The sequence below is a fragment of the Streptomyces hokutonensis genome (assembly GCF_000376565.1).
Classification (GTDB): Bacteria; Actinomycetota; Actinomycetes; order Streptomycetales; family Streptomycetaceae; genus Streptomyces; species Streptomyces hokutonensis.
Genome location: NZ_BARG01000041.1, coordinates 1 through 16586, shown reverse-complemented (window position 1 = coordinate 16586; position 16586 = coordinate 1). Strand labels below are relative to the sequence as shown.

At 71.0% G+C, this 16586-nt stretch carries 14 protein-coding genes and 1 tRNA gene; 9 read left to right on the top strand and 6 right to left on the bottom strand.

Translation table 11 applies throughout. The features are described 5' to 3' along the window. Nucleotides 1-171: 171 nt before the first annotated feature. The 5 genes from topA to SSP08S_RS24420 all read left to right on the top strand — a co-directional run bounded on the left by topA (nucleotide 172) and on the right by SSP08S_RS24420 (nucleotide 9670). Nucleotides 172-3009, top strand: coding sequence for a type I DNA topoisomerase (gene topA, locus SSP08S_RS24440; protein ID WP_019070269.1), 2838 nt, complete (start codon nucleotides 172-174; stop codon nucleotides 3007-3009). Nucleotides 3010-3155: 146 nt separating this feature from the next. Next, nucleotides 3156-6452, top strand: coding sequence for a dTMP kinase (tmk, locus tag SSP08S_RS24435; RefSeq protein WP_019070268.1), 3297 nt, complete (start codon nucleotides 3156-3158; stop codon nucleotides 6450-6452). A 123-nt stretch (nucleotides 6453-6575) separates the two neighbouring features. Continuing rightward, the gene (locus tag SSP08S_RS24430) at nucleotides 6576-7781 is read left to right on the top strand and encodes a DNA polymerase III subunit delta' (RefSeq protein ID WP_019070267.1); all 1206 of its coding nucleotides are present in this window, start codon (nucleotides 6576-6578) and stop codon (nucleotides 7779-7781) included. Nucleotides 7782-7872: 91 nt separating this feature from the next. Continuing rightward, a complete protein-coding gene (locus tag SSP08S_RS24425; protein ID WP_026178793.1) occupies nucleotides 7873-9489 on the top strand; it encodes an alpha/beta hydrolase in 1617 nt (538 codons plus the stop codon). A 107-nt stretch (nucleotides 9490-9596) separates the two neighbouring features. After that, nucleotides 9597-9670: transfer RNA gene (locus SSP08S_RS24420), tRNA-Thr, on the top strand. A 294-nt stretch (nucleotides 9671-9964) separates the two neighbouring features. On the opposite strand, the gene SSP08S_RS24415 is transcribed toward SSP08S_RS24420, so the two are convergent. Beyond that, on the bottom strand, nucleotides 9965-11626 hold the full coding sequence (locus SSP08S_RS24415; RefSeq protein ID WP_019070265.1) for a hypothetical protein: 1662 nt from the start codon (nucleotides 11624-11626) through the stop codon (nucleotides 9965-9967). Between the two features lie 467 nt (nucleotides 11627-12093). Here SSP08S_RS24415 and SSP08S_RS58245 point away from each other — a divergent pair, with 467 nt between their 5' ends. The 3 genes from SSP08S_RS58245 to SSP08S_RS61795 all read left to right on the top strand — a co-directional run bounded on the left by SSP08S_RS58245 (nucleotide 12094) and on the right by SSP08S_RS61795 (nucleotide 13345). Then, nucleotides 12094-12387: a hypothetical protein gene (locus SSP08S_RS58245; protein WP_019070264.1), complete on the top strand. Its 294-nt coding sequence runs from the start codon at nucleotides 12094-12096 to the stop codon at nucleotides 12385-12387. Nucleotides 12388-12497: 110 nt separating this feature from the next. Continuing rightward, on the top strand, nucleotides 12498-12656 hold the full coding sequence (locus SSP08S_RS61800; RefSeq protein WP_019070263.1) for a hypothetical protein: 159 nt from the start codon (nucleotides 12498-12500) through the stop codon (nucleotides 12654-12656). Then, nucleotides 12656-13345 (top strand): S8 family serine peptidase, encoded by a 690-nt coding sequence (locus tag SSP08S_RS61795; protein ID WP_158697192.1) that lies wholly within the window; start codon nucleotides 12656-12658, stop codon nucleotides 13343-13345. The genes SSP08S_RS61800 and SSP08S_RS61795 overlap by 1 nt, the downstream gene beginning before the upstream one ends. Here SSP08S_RS61795 and SSP08S_RS24395 read toward each other — a convergent pair. Both SSP08S_RS24395 and SSP08S_RS24390 read right to left on the bottom strand, forming a co-directional pair. Then, nucleotides 13308-13553: a hypothetical protein gene (locus tag SSP08S_RS24395; protein WP_019070261.1), complete on the bottom strand. Its 246-nt coding sequence runs from the start codon at nucleotides 13551-13553 to the stop codon at nucleotides 13308-13310. The two genes, SSP08S_RS61795 and SSP08S_RS24395, sit on opposite strands and share 38 nt — an antisense overlap. Before the next feature lie 7 nt (nucleotides 13554-13560). Next, nucleotides 13561-14019: a hypothetical protein gene (locus tag SSP08S_RS24390; RefSeq protein WP_019070260.1), complete on the bottom strand. Its 459-nt coding sequence runs from the start codon at nucleotides 14017-14019 to the stop codon at nucleotides 13561-13563. A 226-nt stretch (nucleotides 14020-14245) separates the two neighbouring features. On the opposite strand from SSP08S_RS24390, the gene SSP08S_RS24385 reads away from it, so the two are divergent. Next, nucleotides 14246-14635 carry a hypothetical protein gene (locus SSP08S_RS24385; protein ID WP_019070259.1) on the top strand — a complete coding sequence of 130 codons (390 nt, stop codon included), beginning with the start codon at nucleotides 14246-14248 and terminating at the stop codon, nucleotides 14633-14635. 24 nt (nucleotides 14636-14659) lie between these two features. Here SSP08S_RS24385 and SSP08S_RS24380 read toward each other — a convergent pair whose 3' ends face one another. The 3 genes from SSP08S_RS24380 to SSP08S_RS55740 are packed head-to-tail and all read right to left on the bottom strand — an operon-like array spanning nucleotide 14660 to nucleotide 16502. Continuing rightward, nucleotides 14660-14992 (bottom strand): SCO4225 family membrane protein, encoded by a 333-nt coding sequence (locus tag SSP08S_RS24380; RefSeq protein ID WP_019070258.1) that lies wholly within the window; start codon nucleotides 14990-14992, stop codon nucleotides 14660-14662. A gap of 47 nt (nucleotides 14993-15039) precedes the next feature. Continuing rightward, nucleotides 15040-15747: a response regulator gene (locus SSP08S_RS24375; protein ID WP_019070257.1), complete on the bottom strand. Its 708-nt coding sequence runs from the start codon at nucleotides 15745-15747 to the stop codon at nucleotides 15040-15042. Further along, a complete protein-coding gene (locus SSP08S_RS55740) occupies nucleotides 15744-16502 on the bottom strand; it encodes a sensor histidine kinase (protein ID WP_245607944.1) in 759 nt (252 codons plus the stop codon). Before SSP08S_RS55740 ends, SSP08S_RS24375 begins: the two co-directional genes overlap by 4 nt. Between the last annotated feature and the right edge of the window lie 84 nt (nucleotides 16503-16586).

The window sequence follows — 16586 nt, the reverse complement described above, 5'->3', positions numbered from 1 at the left end:
AATGGCGGTAGTCGGGTTACCGTTCGAGTGGCCGTTGCGGGCTTTTCCCGTTTGACACGGGGGCGGGATGTACCGTCACACTCCGCAGCGTCACCATGACCCGACCCCGGGACCAAGCGGCCCCGCTTGCCCCAGGGGAGGCCCCAGCGTCGACCGGAGAGAAGAGCGAAGTTGTCCCCGACCAGCGAGACCGCACACGGCGGCCGCCGACTCGTCATTGTCGAGTCCCCTGCCAAGGCGAAGACGATCAAGGGCTACCTCGGCCCCGGATATGTCGTCGAGGCGAGCGTCGGGCACATCCGTGACCTCCCCAACGGCGCCGCCGAGGTGCCCGAGAAGTACACCGGTGAGGTGCGCCGCCTCGGTGTGGACGTCGAACACGACTTCCAGCCCATCTATGTGGTCAACGCCGACAAGCGGGCCCAGGTCAAGAAGCTCAAGGACCTCCTCAAGGACTCCGACGAACTCTTCCTCGCCACCGATGAGGACCGCGAGGGCGAGGCCATCGCGTGGCACCTCCTCGAGGTCCTGAAGCCCAAGGTCCCGGTCAAGCGCATGGTGTTCCACGAGATCACCAAGGACGCGATCCGCGCCGCCGTGGCCAACCCGCGCGACCTCAACCAGACCCTGGTCGACGCCCAGGAGACCCGCCGTATCCTCGACCGCCTCTACGGCTACGAGGTCTCGCCGGTCCTGTGGAAGAAGGTCATGCCGCGCCTGTCGGCCGGCCGTGTCCAGTCGGTCGCGACCCGGCTCGTGGTCGAGCGGGAACGCGAGCGCATCGCGTTCCGTTCCGCCGAGTACTGGGACCTGACGGGCACCTTCGCGACCGGCCGCGCCGGAGACGCGTCGGACCCGTCGTCGCTCGTCGCCCGCCTGCAGGCCGTCGACGGCAAGCGGGTCGCGCAGGGCCGCGACTTCGACTCCCTGGGACAGCTCAAGGGCGAGAACACCCTTCACCTCGACGAGGAGAACGCCCGCGCCCTCGCCGCCGCCCTGGAGAACACCGACTTCGCCGTCCGCTCCGTCGAGTCGAAGCCGTACCGACGTTCGCCGTACGCCCCGTTCCGTACGACGACGCTCCAGCAGGAGGCCAGCCGCAAGCTCGGCTTCGGCGCCAAGGCCACCATGCAGGTCGCGCAGAAGCTGTACGAGAACGGCTACATCACCTACATGCGTACGGACTCCACGACCCTGAGCGAGACGGCGATCACCGCCGCCCGCGCCCAGGTGACGCAGCTGTACGGCGCCGACTACCTGCCGGCCCAGCCGCGCGTCTACGCCGGGAAGGTCAAGAACGCCCAGGAGGCGCACGAGGCGATCCGCCCCTCGGGTGATCGTTTCCGCACCCCGGCCGAGACCGGTCTGACCGGCGACCAGTTCAAGCTCTACGAGCTGATCTGGAAGCGGACCGTCGCCTCCCAGATGAAGGACGCGGTCGGCAACTCGGTGACCGTGAAGATCGCGGGCACCTCCTCCGACGGCCGGGACGCCGAGTTCAGCGCCTCCGGCAAGACGATCACCTTCCACGGCTTCCTGAAGGCCTACGTGGAGGGCGCCGACGACCCGAACGCCGAGCTGGACGACCGCGAGCGCCGGCTGCCCCAGGTCGCCGAGGGCGACGCGCTGTCCGCCGAGGAGATCACGGTCGACGGGCACGCCACCAAGCCCCCGGCCCGCTACACCGAGGCCAGCCTCGTCAAGGAGCTCGAAGAACGCGAGATCGGCCGCCCGTCGACGTACGCGTCGATCATCGGCACCATCCTCGACCGCGGCTACGTCTTCAAGAAGGGCACGGCCCTGGTGCCGTCCTTCCTGTCCTTCGCCGTGGTCAACCTCCTGGAGAAGCACTTCGGGCGGCTCGTCGACTACAGCTTCACCGCCAAGATGGAGGACGACCTCGACCGCATCGCCAGCGGCGAGGCCCAGGCCGTGCCGTGGCTGCGCCGCTTCTACTTCGGCGAGGGCGAGGCGCGCGGCGCCGCCGAGGCGGGCAACGGCGACGGAGACCACCTGGGCGGCCTCAAGGAGCTCGTCACCGACCTGGGCGCGATCGACGCCCGCGAGGTGTCGTCCTTCCCTGTCGGCAACGACATCATGCTGCGGGTGGGCCGCTACGGCCCCTACGTGGAGCGCGGCGAGAAGGACTCCGAGAACCACCAGCGCGCCGACGTCCCCGAGGACCTGGCCCCGGACGAGCTGAGCGTCGAGCACGCCGAGGAACTGCTCGCCAAGCCGAGCGGCGACTTCGAGCTGGGCGCCGACCCCGAGTCGGGCCACCAGATCATCGCCCGTGACGGCCGCTACGGCCCGTACGTCACGGAGGTGCTCCCCGAGGGCACCCCGAAGACCGGCAAGAACGCCGTCAAGCCGCGTACGGCCTCGCTGTTCAAGTCGATGTCCCTGGACACCGTGACGCTCGCCGACGCCCTCAAGCTGATGTCGCTGCCCCGGGTCGTCGGCAAGGACGCCGAGGGCGTGGAGATCACCGCGCAGAACGGGCGCTACGGGCCGTACCTGAAGAAGGGCACGGACTCCCGCTCGCTGCAGACCGAGGACCAGCTCTTCACGATCACCCTCGAAGAGGCGTTGGAGATCTACTCCCAGCCCAAGCAGCGCGGCCGGGCCGCCGCCAAGCCGCCGCTGAAGGAACTGGGCACCGACCCGGTCAGCGAGAAGCCCGTCGTCGTCAAGGACGGCCGCTTCGGGCCGTACGTCACCGACGGCGAGACCAACGCGACCCTCCGGTCCGGCGACAGCGTCGAGGAGATCAGCCCGGAGCGCGGCTACGAGCTGCTCGCCGAGAAGCGGGCCAAGTCGCCCGCCAAGAAGACGGCGAAGAAGGCCCCGGCGAAGAAGACGGCGGCCAAGAAGGCGCCCGCGAAGAAGACGACGACCGCCAAGAAGGCCGTCGCGAAGACGACGGCTGCCGCCAAGAAGACGACCACGGCCGCGAAGACGGCGACGGCCAAGAAGACGGCCACGTCCAAGGTGACGTCCGAGGACTGACGAGCCGTTGCCCGAGCCTTGCGGCGCACACGCTTCCTGCACCGCAAGGTCTCGAAACGAACGCCCCGGCATCACTTTGGTGTCGGGGTGTGCGCAGGTCCGGGCGGGCGCGGCTTGATGTCGGTGGCTGCCGATAGGCTGAAAGCATGACGCCAGCCGAGCAGCCAACGGCCCACCAGCCGGCCCCCGACGACGCCCTTGTCGCGGACTCCCGCGAGCGTGCCGTCCGCGCCCTGCTGCGCCAGCCGCAGCTCAAGCGGTTGTGGAGCGCGCAGTTCGTGACGGGTGTCGGTGACACCCTCGCCCTGCTGGTCCTGGTCGTGCTCGCCCTCCAATCGGCGATCGCCCAGGGCTCGTTCGGCGGTGGCTATCGGGGCGTGGCGTTCGCGGTGGCGGCCGTCTTCGGGGCGCGCATCCTGGCGACACTGCTCTTCGGGGCGGTGCTCCTCGGCCCGCTCACCTCGCTGACCTCGCAGGACGGCCCTCTCGACCGGCGCTGGACCATGGTCGGCGCGGACGGTGTGAGGGCCGCGCTGCTGATCGTCGCCCCCCTGTGGATCGACTGGACTCCGGACAACGCACTGGCCGTGCTCCTGGTGACCGCCTTCGTCGTCGGAGTCGCCGAGCGCTTCTGGACGGTGTGCCGCGAGAGCGCGGCGCCCGCCCTGCTGCCGGCCCCGCCGCTGGAGGGCGCCACGGTCCGGCCGCTGCCCGACCACATGGACGCCCTGCGCCGGCTGTCGCTGCGCACCAGCTTCGTGGCGATCCCCCTCGCCGCCGCGGCCCTCGTCGTGGCCGCGCTGCTCAACAACCTCCTGGGCACGGGCGTCGCCTGGTTCGCCCAGCACCAGGCGGCGCTCGGTTCGTACGTCGCCGCCGGACTGTTCGCCGCGTCCCTCTCCGTGCTGACCGCCCTGGAACTGCCCGGAATCCGCACCCCGCGCGCGCGGTCGCCGCTCGAGGGGCTGCGCCGCCCCAGGACGGGCACCGGCATCGACAAGGGCCGTACCGGCGCGATCGCGCTGCTCGTGGTCGCCTGCGCGGCCGTCGCCGGGGCGATCTCCGCCGCCGTCGCCGTGTCCGTGCTCCAGGCCAAGGACCTCCACGGCGGCCCGGTGACCTTCGGGCTGCTGGTGCTCGGGCTGACCGGCGGAGTCGTGGTCGGCATCCGTACGGCGCCCGCCCTGCTGCCCACGCTGTCCCGGCGCCGCCTGCTGACCCTCGCGATCGCGTTCACCGGCATCGCGCTGCTCGCCGCCGGCCTGGTCCCGGACCTCACCACCGTGCTGCTGATCGTCGCCCTGGCCGGCATCGGCGCGGGCGTGGCCGCCAACACCGGGCACACCCTCCTCGACCAGGAGGCCGAGGACTACCGCAGGGCCCGTACGACCGAGCACCTGCACGCGGTCGTCCGTGTCTCCGTGGCGCTCGGCGCGCTGATCGCCCCCCTGGTGGCGGCGCTGATCGGCCCGCACCGCCTGGAGAACGGCAAGTTCGTGTTCGCGCACGGCGGTGCCGCGTTCACGCTGATGCTGGTCGGCGCGCTGCTGCTGCCCGTCGCCGCGCTGGTGCTGGCCAAGGTCGACGACCGCTCCGGAGTACCGCTGCGGCACGACCTGCGGGACGCGCTGCTCGGCGGCGACGACCCCGACACCGTGCCCGCGACCACCGGCTTCTTCATCGCCCTGGAGGGCGGCGACGGCGCCGGGAAGTCCACCCAGGCCGAGGCCCTCGCCGAGTGGATAAGGGGCAAGGGACACGAGGTCGTACTGACCCGTGAGCCCGGGGCGACCCCGGTCGGCAAGCGGCTGCGGTCGATCCTGCTCGACGTGTCGTCGGCGGGACTGTCCCACCGCGCGGAGGCCCTGCTGTACGCGGCCGACCGCGCGGAGCATGTCGACACCGTCGTACGGCCCGCCCTGGAGCGGGGCGCGGTCGTCATCTCGGACCGCTACATCGATTCCTCCGTCGCCTACCAGGGCGCGGGCCGGGACCTCTCCCCGACCGAGATCGCCCGCATCAACCGGTGGGCCACCGATGGACTCGTCCCGCACATGACCGTCCTGCTGGACGTCGACCCGGAGACCGCCCGCGAGCGGTTCACGGAGGCGCCGGACCGGCTGGAGTCGGAGCCCGCCGAGTTCCACGCACGCGTACGGTCCGGTTTCCTCACGCTGGCCGCCGCCGACCCGGGCCGCTACCTGGTGGTCGACGCAGGCCAGGAGCCCGAGGCCGTCACCACGGTCATCAGGCACCGCCTCGACACGGTCCTGCCGCTCTCCGAGGCCGAGATCAAGGCCCAGGAGGAGGCGCGCAAGGCCGCCGAGGAGGAGGCCCGCCGCAAGGCGGAGGAAGAGGCCGCCCGCAAGGCCGAGGAGGAGCGCCTGGAGCGCGAGCGCCAGGAGCGGCTCGCCCAGCTGCGCGCCGAGGAGGAGGAGCGCAAGCGGCGCGAGCTGGAGGAGGCCCAGCGCCGCGAGGCCGAACGCCAGGCCGAGGAGGCCCGCCAGCGTGCCGAGGAAGCGCGCAGGCGGGCCGAGGAGGAGAAGGCCCGTCTCCTCGCCGAGGAAGAGGCCCGCGCCGCCGAGGAGGCCCGCCGCAGGGCCGAGGCCGACCGGCTGCGCAAGCAGGCCGAGGAGGAGGCCCGGCTGCGCGCCGAGGCCGAGGAGCGGCGCCGCGAGAAGCAGCGCAAGGCCGAGGCGGCGCTGCTCGCGGCCGAGGAGGCACGCCGGTTGGCGGCGGAAGCGGCGGCTGCCGCCGAGGTGGCCGCACGGCAGCCGACGGCTCCGGCGGTTCCCGCCGCTTCCGAGGTCAGGTCCGAGGCGTCGACCGTGCAGACGCCGTTGGTGAAGCCGTCGGGCGCGAGCGGGCGGCCGGCGGACGAGACGGCTGTGCTGCGGCCGGTGACTTCCGGTTCCCGTGAGGAGACGGCCGTACTGCGGTCGGTGTCCGCGGACTCCGAGGCCCGCGACTCCGAGGCGACGGCGGAGCTGCCGCAGCCGCCCGCTCCCGAGGGGGCCGCGGACGAGACGGCGGTCCTGCCGCCGGTGTCCGCCGCCGAGGAGACGGCCGTACTGCCGCCCGTGCCGTCCGGTGCCGCCGACGAGACGGCCGTGCTGCCGCCGGTCGGTGCCGCGGACGAGACCGCGGTGTTGCCGCCGGTGCGCGACGACGATCCGTCGGACCGGGTGCCCGAGGGCTTCTTCCGCGACGAGCGTCCGGCCGGTCGGGCCGACCGGACCGAGGACCGCACCCGCGAACTGCCCCAGGTCGACGAGCAGGGCACCCCGCGACGCAGGCCGCGCCCCGACTGGGCCGAGGAGACTCCGCTGGACGACCTGCCCTCGCTGGCCGACGAACTGCTCGGCCCGCACGAGGCAGGCGACTTCGACCAGGACGACGACACGGGCCGCGGGCGGGGCCGTGGCCGGGGACGCAGGGGCTGACGGCGACGGGGGCGGTTCCACACTGCCCCCGCCGGCTCTCGTCGACTGCCCGGCCCTCGTTGTCAGTGGTGGCCCGCACAATGGATCGCGTAACCCGAGGCGTGACGAAAGGGCCGGTGACCCATGACCGTGTGGGATGACCTGGTGGGTCAGGAGAAGGTGAGCGAGCAGCTCGACGCCGCCGCTCGGGACGCCGACGCCTTCGTCACCGCGGCGACCAACGGCACGCCTCCGCCGGAGGCGTCGAAGATGACCCACGCCTGGCTGTTCACCGGCCCGCCCGGCGCGGGACGCAACCAGGCGGCGCGGGCCTTCGCCGCCGCGCTCCAGTGCGTGAGCCCCGACCGCGCGCTCGGCGGCAGCCCCGGCTGCGGCTTCTGCGACGGCTGTCATACGGCGCTGATCGGCACCCACGCCGACGTCACCACCGTCGCCGCCGTGGGCACCCAGATCCTCGCCGACGACATGCGGGACACGGTCCGCAAGTCGTTCACCTCGCCGGCGACCGGCCGCTGGCAGATCATCCTCGTCGAGGACGCCGAGCGGCTGAACGAGAAGTCGGCCAACGCCGTCCTCAAGGCCGTGGAGGAACCCGCCCCCCGCACGGTCTGGCTCCTCTGCGCCCCCTCGATCGAGGACGTCCTCCCCACGATCCGCTCCCGCTGCCGCCACCTGAACCTGACGACGCCCTCGGTGGACGCCGTGGCCGACATGCTCGTACGCCGCGAGGGCATCGAACCGGCCGTGGCCGCGGCCGCCGCGCGCGCCACCCAGGGCCATGTCGACCGGGCCCGCCGCCTCGCCACGGACCCGGCCGCGCGCGAGCGCCGGGCCACGGTGCTGAAGCTGCCGCTGCGCGTCGAGGACGTCGGTGGCTGCCTCAAGGCCGCCCAGGAGCTGGTCGATGCCGCCGCGGAGGACGCCAAGCAGCTGGCCGAGGAGGTGGACGGCAAGGAGACCGAGGAGATGAAGGCGGCGATGGGCGGTGGCCAGGGCAGCCGGATGCCCCGGGGCACGGCGGGCGTGATGAAGGACCTGGAGGACAAGCAGAAACGCCGGAGAACGCGCACGCAGCGCGACAGCCTGGACCTCGCGCTGACCGACCTCACCGCGTTCTACCGTGACGTCCTCGCCCTCCAGCTCGGCTCACGGGTGGCGATCGCCAACGTGGACGCCGAGGACGCCTTGGAGCGGCTGGCCCGCGCCGGTTCCCCGGAGGCCACGCTGCGTCGTATCGACGCGATCGGCGCGTGCAGAGAGGCGCTCGACCGGAATGTGTCGCCGCTGCTCGCGGTGGAGGCGATGACCTTGGCGCTCAGAGCGGGCTGATCTTGTGGGCGTGACGTTGACGACGTAACTCGTCCGAGGTGGATTGTGTACACAGGGCGTTCAATTGGTTGCGCAACGTTACGATCGTCTGATGCACATCAGGCGCTCCCTCCGCCAACCCAGTCGGCCCGGTCGGGCCCGCCGAAGCCGTCGGACCGGCGGCACACTGCTCGCCGTGGCCGCGCTCCTCGTGTCCGCGTGTTCCGCGTGCTCCTCGGGGAGTTCGACGCCGGCGGCGAGTCCGGCAGCGGCGGTGGTGCTGGCCGCACTGCCGCAGTCGACGCCGTCCACGCTCGCGCGGTACTACGGGCAGAAGCTCAGCTGGCGCACCTGCGGTGTCCCCGGCTTCGAGTGCGCCACGATGAAGGCGCCGCTGGACTACGCCAAGCCCACCGCCGGGGACATCCGGCTCGCGGTCGCCCGCAAGAAGGCCACGGGCAAGGGCAAGCCGCTCGGTTCGCTGATGGTGAACCCGGGCGGGCCGGGCGGTTCCGCGGTCGGCTATCTCCAGCAGTACGCCGGGATCGGCTACCCGGCCACCGTCCGCGCCCGCTACGACATGGTCGCGATGGACCCCCGGGGCGTCGCCCGCAGCGAGCCCGTCGAGTGCCTCGGCGGCCGGGCCATGGACACGTTCACCCAGACCGACACCACCCCCGACGACCAGCGGGAGACCACCCGGCTCGTCGACGAGTACAAGAAGTTCGCGGAGGGCTGCGGCGCCCACTCGCCCGACGTGCTGCGCCATGTCTCCACGGTCGAGGCGGCCCGGGACATGGACATCCTGCGGGCGGTACTGGGGGACCGGAAACTGACGTACGTCGGGGCGTCGTACGGGACGTTCCTCGGGGCGACGTACGCCGGGCTGTTCCCCGACCGGGTCGGCCGCGTGGTCCTGGACGGCGCGATGGACCCCTCTCTCCCCGCGCGCCGGATGAACCTCGACCAGACGGCGGGCTTCGAGACGGCGTTCCAGTCCTTCGCGAAGGACTGCGTACGGCAGCCGGACTGCCCGCTCGGCGGCAAGGGCACGACCCCCGCCAAGGTCGGCACGAACCTCAAGGCCTTCTTCCGCAAGCTCGACGCGCACCCCGTCCCCACCGGTGACGCGGACGGCCGCAAGCTCGGCGAGGCGCTCGCCACCACCGGCGTGATCGCGGCGATGTACGACGAGGCGGCCTGGCCACAGCTGCGCGAGGCGCTCACCTCGGCGATGAAGGAGAACGACGGCGCGGGTCTGCTCGTCCTCTCCGACAGCTACTACGAGCGCGACGCCGACGGCCGCTACTCGAACCTGATGTTCGCCAACGCCGCCGTGAACTGCCTCGACCTCCCGGCCGCGTTCTCCACCACCGAACAGGTCGAGAAGGCGCTCCCCGCGTTCGAGAAGGCGTCCCCGGTCTTCGGCGACGGCCTCGCCTGGGCGTCCCTGAACTGCGCGTACTGGCCCGTGAAGCCCACGGGTGAACCCCACCGCATCGAGGCGAAGGGCGCCGCCCCGATCGTGGTCGTCGGCACGACCCGCGACCCGGCGACCCCGTACCCCTGGGCCCAGTCCCTCGCCCGCCAGCTCACCTCGGCCCGCCTCCTCACCTACGTCGGCGACGGCCACACCGCCTACGGCCGCGGCAGCACGTGCATCGACTCCGCGATCGACACGTATCTGCTCCGCGGGACCCCGCCGGCGAAGAGAAAGCGCTGCTCGTAGCGTCGGCGCGGCTGCGGGCGGGGGTGCGGCCCGGGGGTGTACGGAGCACCCCCAGAAACTGTGTAGACTTTCCGACGTTGCTGATCGCACCATGGTGCGGACAGCGCGCCGCCTTAGCTCAGATGGCCAGAGCAACGCACTCGTAATGCGTAGGTCTCGGGTTCGAATCCCGAAGGCGGCTCTGTGGAAGCCCCAGGACTCACTCGCCGTGACCTGGGGCTTTTGCTTTTCGTTCAGGGCGTCCGCGTAGAGCTGTCCGGGTCGGCAAAAGGGCCCCTACCGTGTCACCACGGCAGGGGGTCGGGGCGGCGGTTCCAGCACCAGCCGCGTGCCATGGTCCTGTCGTCCGGGCGAAGTCACCTTCTGACCCCGCCACTACCTGCCCCCCCCCGAGACCGTATGCCGGGGACACTCTCCGCCTGCCGAGTACGACGAGCAGGGTCAAGGGGGACAAGGATTGACCGGACGGGTCCGGTCAGGTGCTCACTTCCGGGATTTCTGGTTCGGGCCATGGGAAGCCGAGTGCCTCGGCGTGCGAGCGGCTGCCTCCCCTGACCTGGGCGTAGGTCTTCGGGTCCCGTTCGGCGAGTTGCCGCAGTGCCGTAGCGGCCTGATTCTCGGGAGGCGTGCCGTCGTCGGGGAGACTCCAGACGAACTGCAGCCAGGGGCCGTCCTTGTCCCGCTGCCCGGCGGCAAGGCCCGGCCAGTACGTGAAGGAGATCGCGGTCGAGTCCTGGTCGTGGAAGTCGGTGCCGATCCAGCCGACCTGGCCGTCCCACCGGGTGAGGAGACCGGGTTGTTCGCGCAGCCCCGCGGCTATCAACCGGGCCGTGTTCCGCGCCGGCCAGGCCCAGGTCCGGTCGTTCTCCGCGCGCTCGATCTCGGCGTCGTAGTCGCCCGCGTCGAAGCGGTACTCGGGGAGCTCCGCGCGGGGTTGCCGTGACGGCGGGCGACGCCAGTCACGCCACACCACCTGGTCGCCCTCCCTGCAGATGGTCACGTAGAGCGCGCCGCAACAGCCCTCGGTGCAGTACGCCTCCGCGAGTTGCACCTCTCGGGGCTCGGCCGCGGCGCGTAGGCGACCGCTGTCGAGAAGGTACTCGGGGGAGTGGGCCGGCCCCTTGCCGAATGCTTCGGGTACCAGGGGCCGACCGTCGATCAACACCCGTGCCTCGACCGTGTCCGGGTCCGCCGGGTCCCGCACGGTGGCCTCCACCCGGAACCGGGAGACCGTCGCGCGATGGAAAGGCTGCCGTGCCGTGCGCCGTAGCCAATGGACCCGGCGGCGTTCGGCGGGGTCTTCGGGCTCGCTCTCCGCGACGGCTGTCCAGGACTCGTTGTGCAGGACGGCTTCGAGGGCGTGCAGGAGGGCTTCCCGCTGTCCGGGCTGCCAGTCGAGGAGCACGCTGGGGCCACTGTGCAGGTCCAGGGCGACGGACAGCAGGATGGCGTAGTGGTCCGGCGTCGGCGGCAGTTGGCCGGCGCGTGCGACGAACGCGTTGTAGATGGTGGCGGCTTGTCGGTAGCTGAGGATCTCGGGCCGGTAGTCGCGGAGTCCCGTCATCCGGGAGAGGAGACGTCCGGCCTGGGCCACGGCCCGGGTGTCCGTCTGCTTCTCGCCGAGAACGTCGGCGAGTTGGAGTGCCTCGGCGATCCTGCGGGCGGTGGAAGGTCCGACAGCACCCGAGTCGAGAGGGGCGTTGATCAGCCAGGTGCGGGCCTCGTGGTCATCGCGTGCGGCGATCGCGTCGATCAGGTGGCGCAGTGCGCGGCTCTCGGCGTGGTCGGCCAGCCACACCAGGGCCGCTGTCGGGCAGTCGAGGGCGGTGAGCGCGCCGACCACGGGACGGGCGAGAACCCTCAGCAGGCCGAGAACCTTGAGGTACGGCACGTCCTCCGGCTCACCGAGGCGAGCCAGGAGCGCGATGCCGACATTCACGGTCAGTGTGCTGGTGCCGGTTCGTGTCAGACGGCGGCCGAGAGCACGGGCTGCCGCCGCGTCTTCCAGGGGCAACTCGGCGATCGCAGCCTGGACATGAGGATCCCGAACGCCCAACGCGTGCAGTCTGCGGTGGATCTCGTCGGCGGCGCGGACCGTGTCCGGATCGGACAGCAGGGGAGCGAGGATCTCCCGCACACCTGCTTCGGCCTTGCGCCAACCCAGTGCTGTGCGCCTCTGTGGCGAGTCGGGCGAGGGGTGGCCACCGTGGGGAAGTCGACCGTCGGGCTTCGATCGGTACAGGCGCAGCGCGTATGCGTACAGGGAGGGCCCAGGGGCGGGGACTCCACCGCCTGCCTGGGCGCTCATCGGGTGGGGCAGGACTCGATTCCATAGGTCATGCCGCGGATCCTGTCACCACGGGGCGGTTGACGGCCAGGGGTTTAGGCCGGTCGGGAACGCATCGGAGGCCGGTCGGGAACGCACCGGAAGGACGTCCCGGGAACGCCCGCCCTGCTCGCCGAGATGGGGTACACCCCGGTCCGGTCCTGTCGTCCGCTCCCGTCGTCCGCTCCCGTCCACCCCGGTCCGATGAGCGGAGCAGCAGGCGGCACGTACAGGTCCGTGCCCGGTGCTGCCGTGTCCATCGGGCTCACCCGGCGCGGATGTTCCTGCGGTTCGCCGAGACGTTCGCCGTCGACAGTCGTCCCGAGTTCGTCCTGATGTCGGGCGGCGAGGTGCTGCTGCGTCCCGCGCTGGTCCGTGACATCGCCGAACGGGCCCGCGCGGCCGGCTCGTACATCCACGTGCTCTCCGGGCTGTTCTGCGCCCGCGAGCCGCGCATCCCGCGGGCGGTCAGGGCGGTGACCGACGCCGTCGACCACTTCTCCGCCGGCCTTGACTGCTTCCACGAGGAGAAGGTCCCGCGCGAGGCCGTCTTCCGGGTGTGCACGAGCTGATCGACGACGGCAAGGCCGTCAGCCTGCAACTCACCGGCCTCTGACCGGACGACCCCTACCTGGGCGACATCACCGGTGCCGTCCGGCGCGAGTTCGTCGACCAAGTGCCCATGCTCGTCGTGCCGTTGGCGTCCGCCGGCCGCGCCAGGGAGTGGTTCGCCCGGCATTCCGGCACGGCCCAGCCGGTGACGGCGGAACCGTGCGCGCCGGCGAGCCGGCCGGTGGTCGGCTTCAACGACCAGGTGACCGGCCGCGGCAACCAGATGTGATGGAGGGCAAGGTGCCGCCGCCCGCCCATCCCTACTTCGGGCACATCGCGCGCGGCGATTGGGTCACCATCAGGCAACGGACCCTGGAATCACCAATGATGCGGGCCGTACGGACCTTCGGCCCCAGCCATCTGACCGACGGCCTCGGCGTCGCCTGCGCCGGGGGCATCCGGCTACAGGCTCCCGAGTGCGAGCTGACGAGCCTGCGGGTGCTGGGCGCGGAGTCCTCCTGCACAGGGGAGACCTTGCTCACCGGGCCGGGCTGGGCGGTCGACCAGGGCTTCGACATCGTGAACGTCAGCCTGTCCACGACGAAGACAGACCTGCGGGACGCCTTGAGCGACCTCGCGGACCGGGCGTATTTCGGCGGCACCGTGCTGGTGGCTGCCACCGGCAACCGCCGTATCGAGCTTCCCGTGGCGGTTCTCCTCGGTCCTCTCGGTCGGCAGCCACGACCTGCCCGACCCGCCTCGTGTCCTCTGCAACCCCAGCCCCCGGTCGATTTCTTCGCCTGCGGTACGAACGTTCCAGCCCGCCGGACGTGCGGCGACAACAGCTTCGCGGCGGCCTACGTGGTGGGAGTCGGCGCGCTGCTTCTCTGGCGGCGAACGTGGTTGTCGAGTGAAGAGGGGAAGAGTGCCGCGCCGCCGGTCACATGTGTTCGGCCTTCGCCTTTGCCGATCTGCTGATCCAGGACTGGCAGCACCATTGGGCGAGTCCGCCCACGGCGAGGGAGACGAGGATTGCCCCCCAGTCGATGACGTGCGGCAGACCGGGGAAGAAGGCGAAGAAGGCGAGCGTGGCGACGAGGCCCGAGAGGAATGCGGTGATACCTGCTCGGCGGCGCCGCGTTCTCCACGCCTGATCTGAATCCTGGTCTTTGTTCTGCTCGATCATGAACAACTCACTTCGTGATGTTGTGACACTGGCTCACGCGACGCGTTCCGCCGACATAGAGGCGGGCACACGCCTTTCCATAACGAGGCAGCTTCTGGGGAGAGTTGTTCCGCATCGGGTCGATCTTGCACTCGGTGTGTGTCGTGCCGCGGGATGTGCGGTAGGTCCGGTTCTCGGTGTCGGCATAGGTGAAGTCGATACGCCAGTTGCAGAAACCGCTGCTCAGCGCTCCGACGAAAGCGCAGTCGACGCCGGCGTTCTGGTAGCTGATCTTCCGGCCGCTGCCTCGGATGATGTGCGTGAACAGACAGCCCGTCGGGATCTTCATCGTCATGCCGCCCACGCTGTACTCGAAGGTACGCACGGGAGTTGAACCGATCGCGCCGGCCTGCGCACCGGTCGGCACGGCAAGGACGAGAGCTCCAGCGGCCGCCAGGGCCGTGGTGAGGCGGGTGACGTACTGCATGACCAAGGCAGTCCCTTTTCTGGTGATCTCCTGATGAGTACCTGGGACAACCGCGACCTGTAGTGTCCAGTTACAGGATTACGGGTTGATTCACCACCGTGTGTGATCAGTGAACGACCGGCTGACCGGAAGAAGCGTTCATCCTCGCGGAGGGTTCCGTGCGTGCCGCGCTGAGCATGGTTGTTCTGATGGCCACTGGCTGCTGTGGCTGGAAACGGGGTGCGGTATGGCAGTTGAGAGCGTCTATCCAGAGTTGATCCGCGACGAGGAGCCCTGGCAGTCCGTGGGGGACTGGAACGGTTACGCGCATGTGCGGGTGTGGCGGGTGGGCGTGGGGCACGTGGTCGTGGTGCTCAGTGGGAAGGGGGCCGAGTACCACCCGGAGACCTTGCTGCCCCTGCTGCGTGCCGAATACCCGGACGACACCGTCGAGTTCTTCTTCCACCGGCCGATGGACTGGATGGCACTGGGGTACTACGCGGAGCTGACGTCGAACGAGGACGGGACGGTGACCGTCACCCACATCGCGGGGGACGCGCTGGCCGCCCGGCTCGGGCCCACCCTGTACGCGACCGAGGACCCGGACGACCACTCGGTCGGCTACGGCGGCGCCTGAGCCCCCACCTGCGCCCCCGCGCGGTCAGCGCGTCGCGTCCGGGCGGTTGCCGCGGGTCAGTGCGCGGGCGCACCAGCCGATGATCAACGCGTTGACCAGTGCCCCGACGACGACCGCGACGATCAACACCCAGGCCCCGCCCGGCAGGGGGAGAAGGACGAGGCTGCCCGGGGCGGTGGCCATGAGGGGGACGACGACGGCCATGGCCCCGTCCGAGTCGTCGGGGATGTTGACGGCGATCGCCCAGAGGAGCAGCACCGCGCAGAGTGCGAGGTAGGAGAGGGCGAAGGGGTTGCGGAGGTTCCTGCCCAGTCTGTGCAGCGGGGAACGGGCAGCGTGAGCATCGGTACCGGTCATGGAATGGGCTCCTGGGGAGAGGACGGGAAGAGGACGGGAAGGCAACGTCAGAGGTGGTCCGCGCCGGGTGGGTTCGGGCGCGTGATGCCGAGGTCGTAGGCGAGGATCGTGGCCTGGACGCGGTCGCGCAGGCCGAGTTTGCGCAGCAGGGCGTTCACATGGGACTTGACCGTGCCGACCGTGATGCCCAACTCCCCCGCGATCTCCGCGTTGTTGAGGCCGGAGGCGAGCAACCCGAGGACGTTGCGCTGGCTTTCGGTGAGGCTTTCGAGTTCGCGCGGGCCGGAACCAGGGGAGTCCGGACCGGAGGTGGAGTGGAATCCCGTCCCCGCTCCGGACGCGTAGTGGCCGATCAGGCGGCGGGTCGCCGACGGCGCCAGCACGCTCTCGCCGCTCGCCACCACCCGGATTCCGTCCAGGAGTTCGGAGGCGTGCACGTCCTTGAGGAGGAAGCCGGAGGCCCCCGCGCGGAGGGCGTCGAAGACGTACGCGTCCAGGTCGAAGGTGGTGAGCACCAGGACGCGCGGTGCGTTCTCCTTTCCGGTGATGATCCTCGTCGCGGCGATGCCGTCGAGTTCCGGCATCCGTACGTCCATCACGACCACGTCGGGGGCCAGCTCGGCGGCGAGCACCACCGCCGTCGCGCCGTCCGCGGCCTCTCCTACGACCGTCATGTCCTCCTCGGCGTCGATCACGGCGGCGAAGCCCGCCCGGACGATGCCCTGGTCGTCGACGACCAGCACCCTGAGGCTCATCGTTGTCTTTCCTCGTCGTCCGGCACCGCCGTGAGCGGCAGCCGGAGGTGGACCGTGCCCGGCGGCCGGCCGGTCGTCAGGGTGCCGCCGAGCGGCGCGATCCGCGCCGTCAACCGGTCCCGTACGGCGGGCTCGGCGGCGCGTGGCACACCGGTGGCCGTGATCGTCAACGTACCGTCGACCGCGTCGAGTTCGAGTACGGCGGGTTCGGTGTCGCCGGTCGCGAGGAGGGTCTCGGCGACGTGGTAGGCGGTGAGGTCGACCTCGGTGGGGAGGCGTTCCGGGACGCGGTCGGTGAGGCGTATCTCCACGTCGCGGCCGGTGGCCCGGCACTGGTGGGCGAGCAGGTCGAGGGCCTGGAGGGTGGGCTGTGGGGTCAGTTCGGCGGCGGTGTCGCCGTCGCGGACCGCGTCCAGGAGGGCGCGCATCGCGGCGAGTGCCTCGCGGGCGCGGGTCGCTGTCGCGTCCAGCCGGCCTGCCTGGGCTTCCGCGATCATGTCTGCGGTGCGGGCCAGTACGGTGGATTCGAGGCCGGCGGCGATGCGGCGGCGTTCCGCCCAGGCGTCTCGTACGGCTTCCTCGGTCCAGGTGGCGAGGCGTTGGGTTTGGGTGTCCCGGGTTGCCTTGTTACGTCTGCCGAGCAGAGATCCGACGTAGTAGGCCGTACCAACTACCAAGGCGGTAGCGGCAGTTGAAGTCAAAGCCAGCGCCCAGCCGGGGATGGTTGTGCCGCGGTGCAGGACGGCGATCGTCAACGCTGTTGCGTGTGCGGCTGTTGCTGCAACTGGGAAAAGAAAGAAGGGGACTTGAGGTAGTCGGTATGTGCGGGCCGGTGGGGG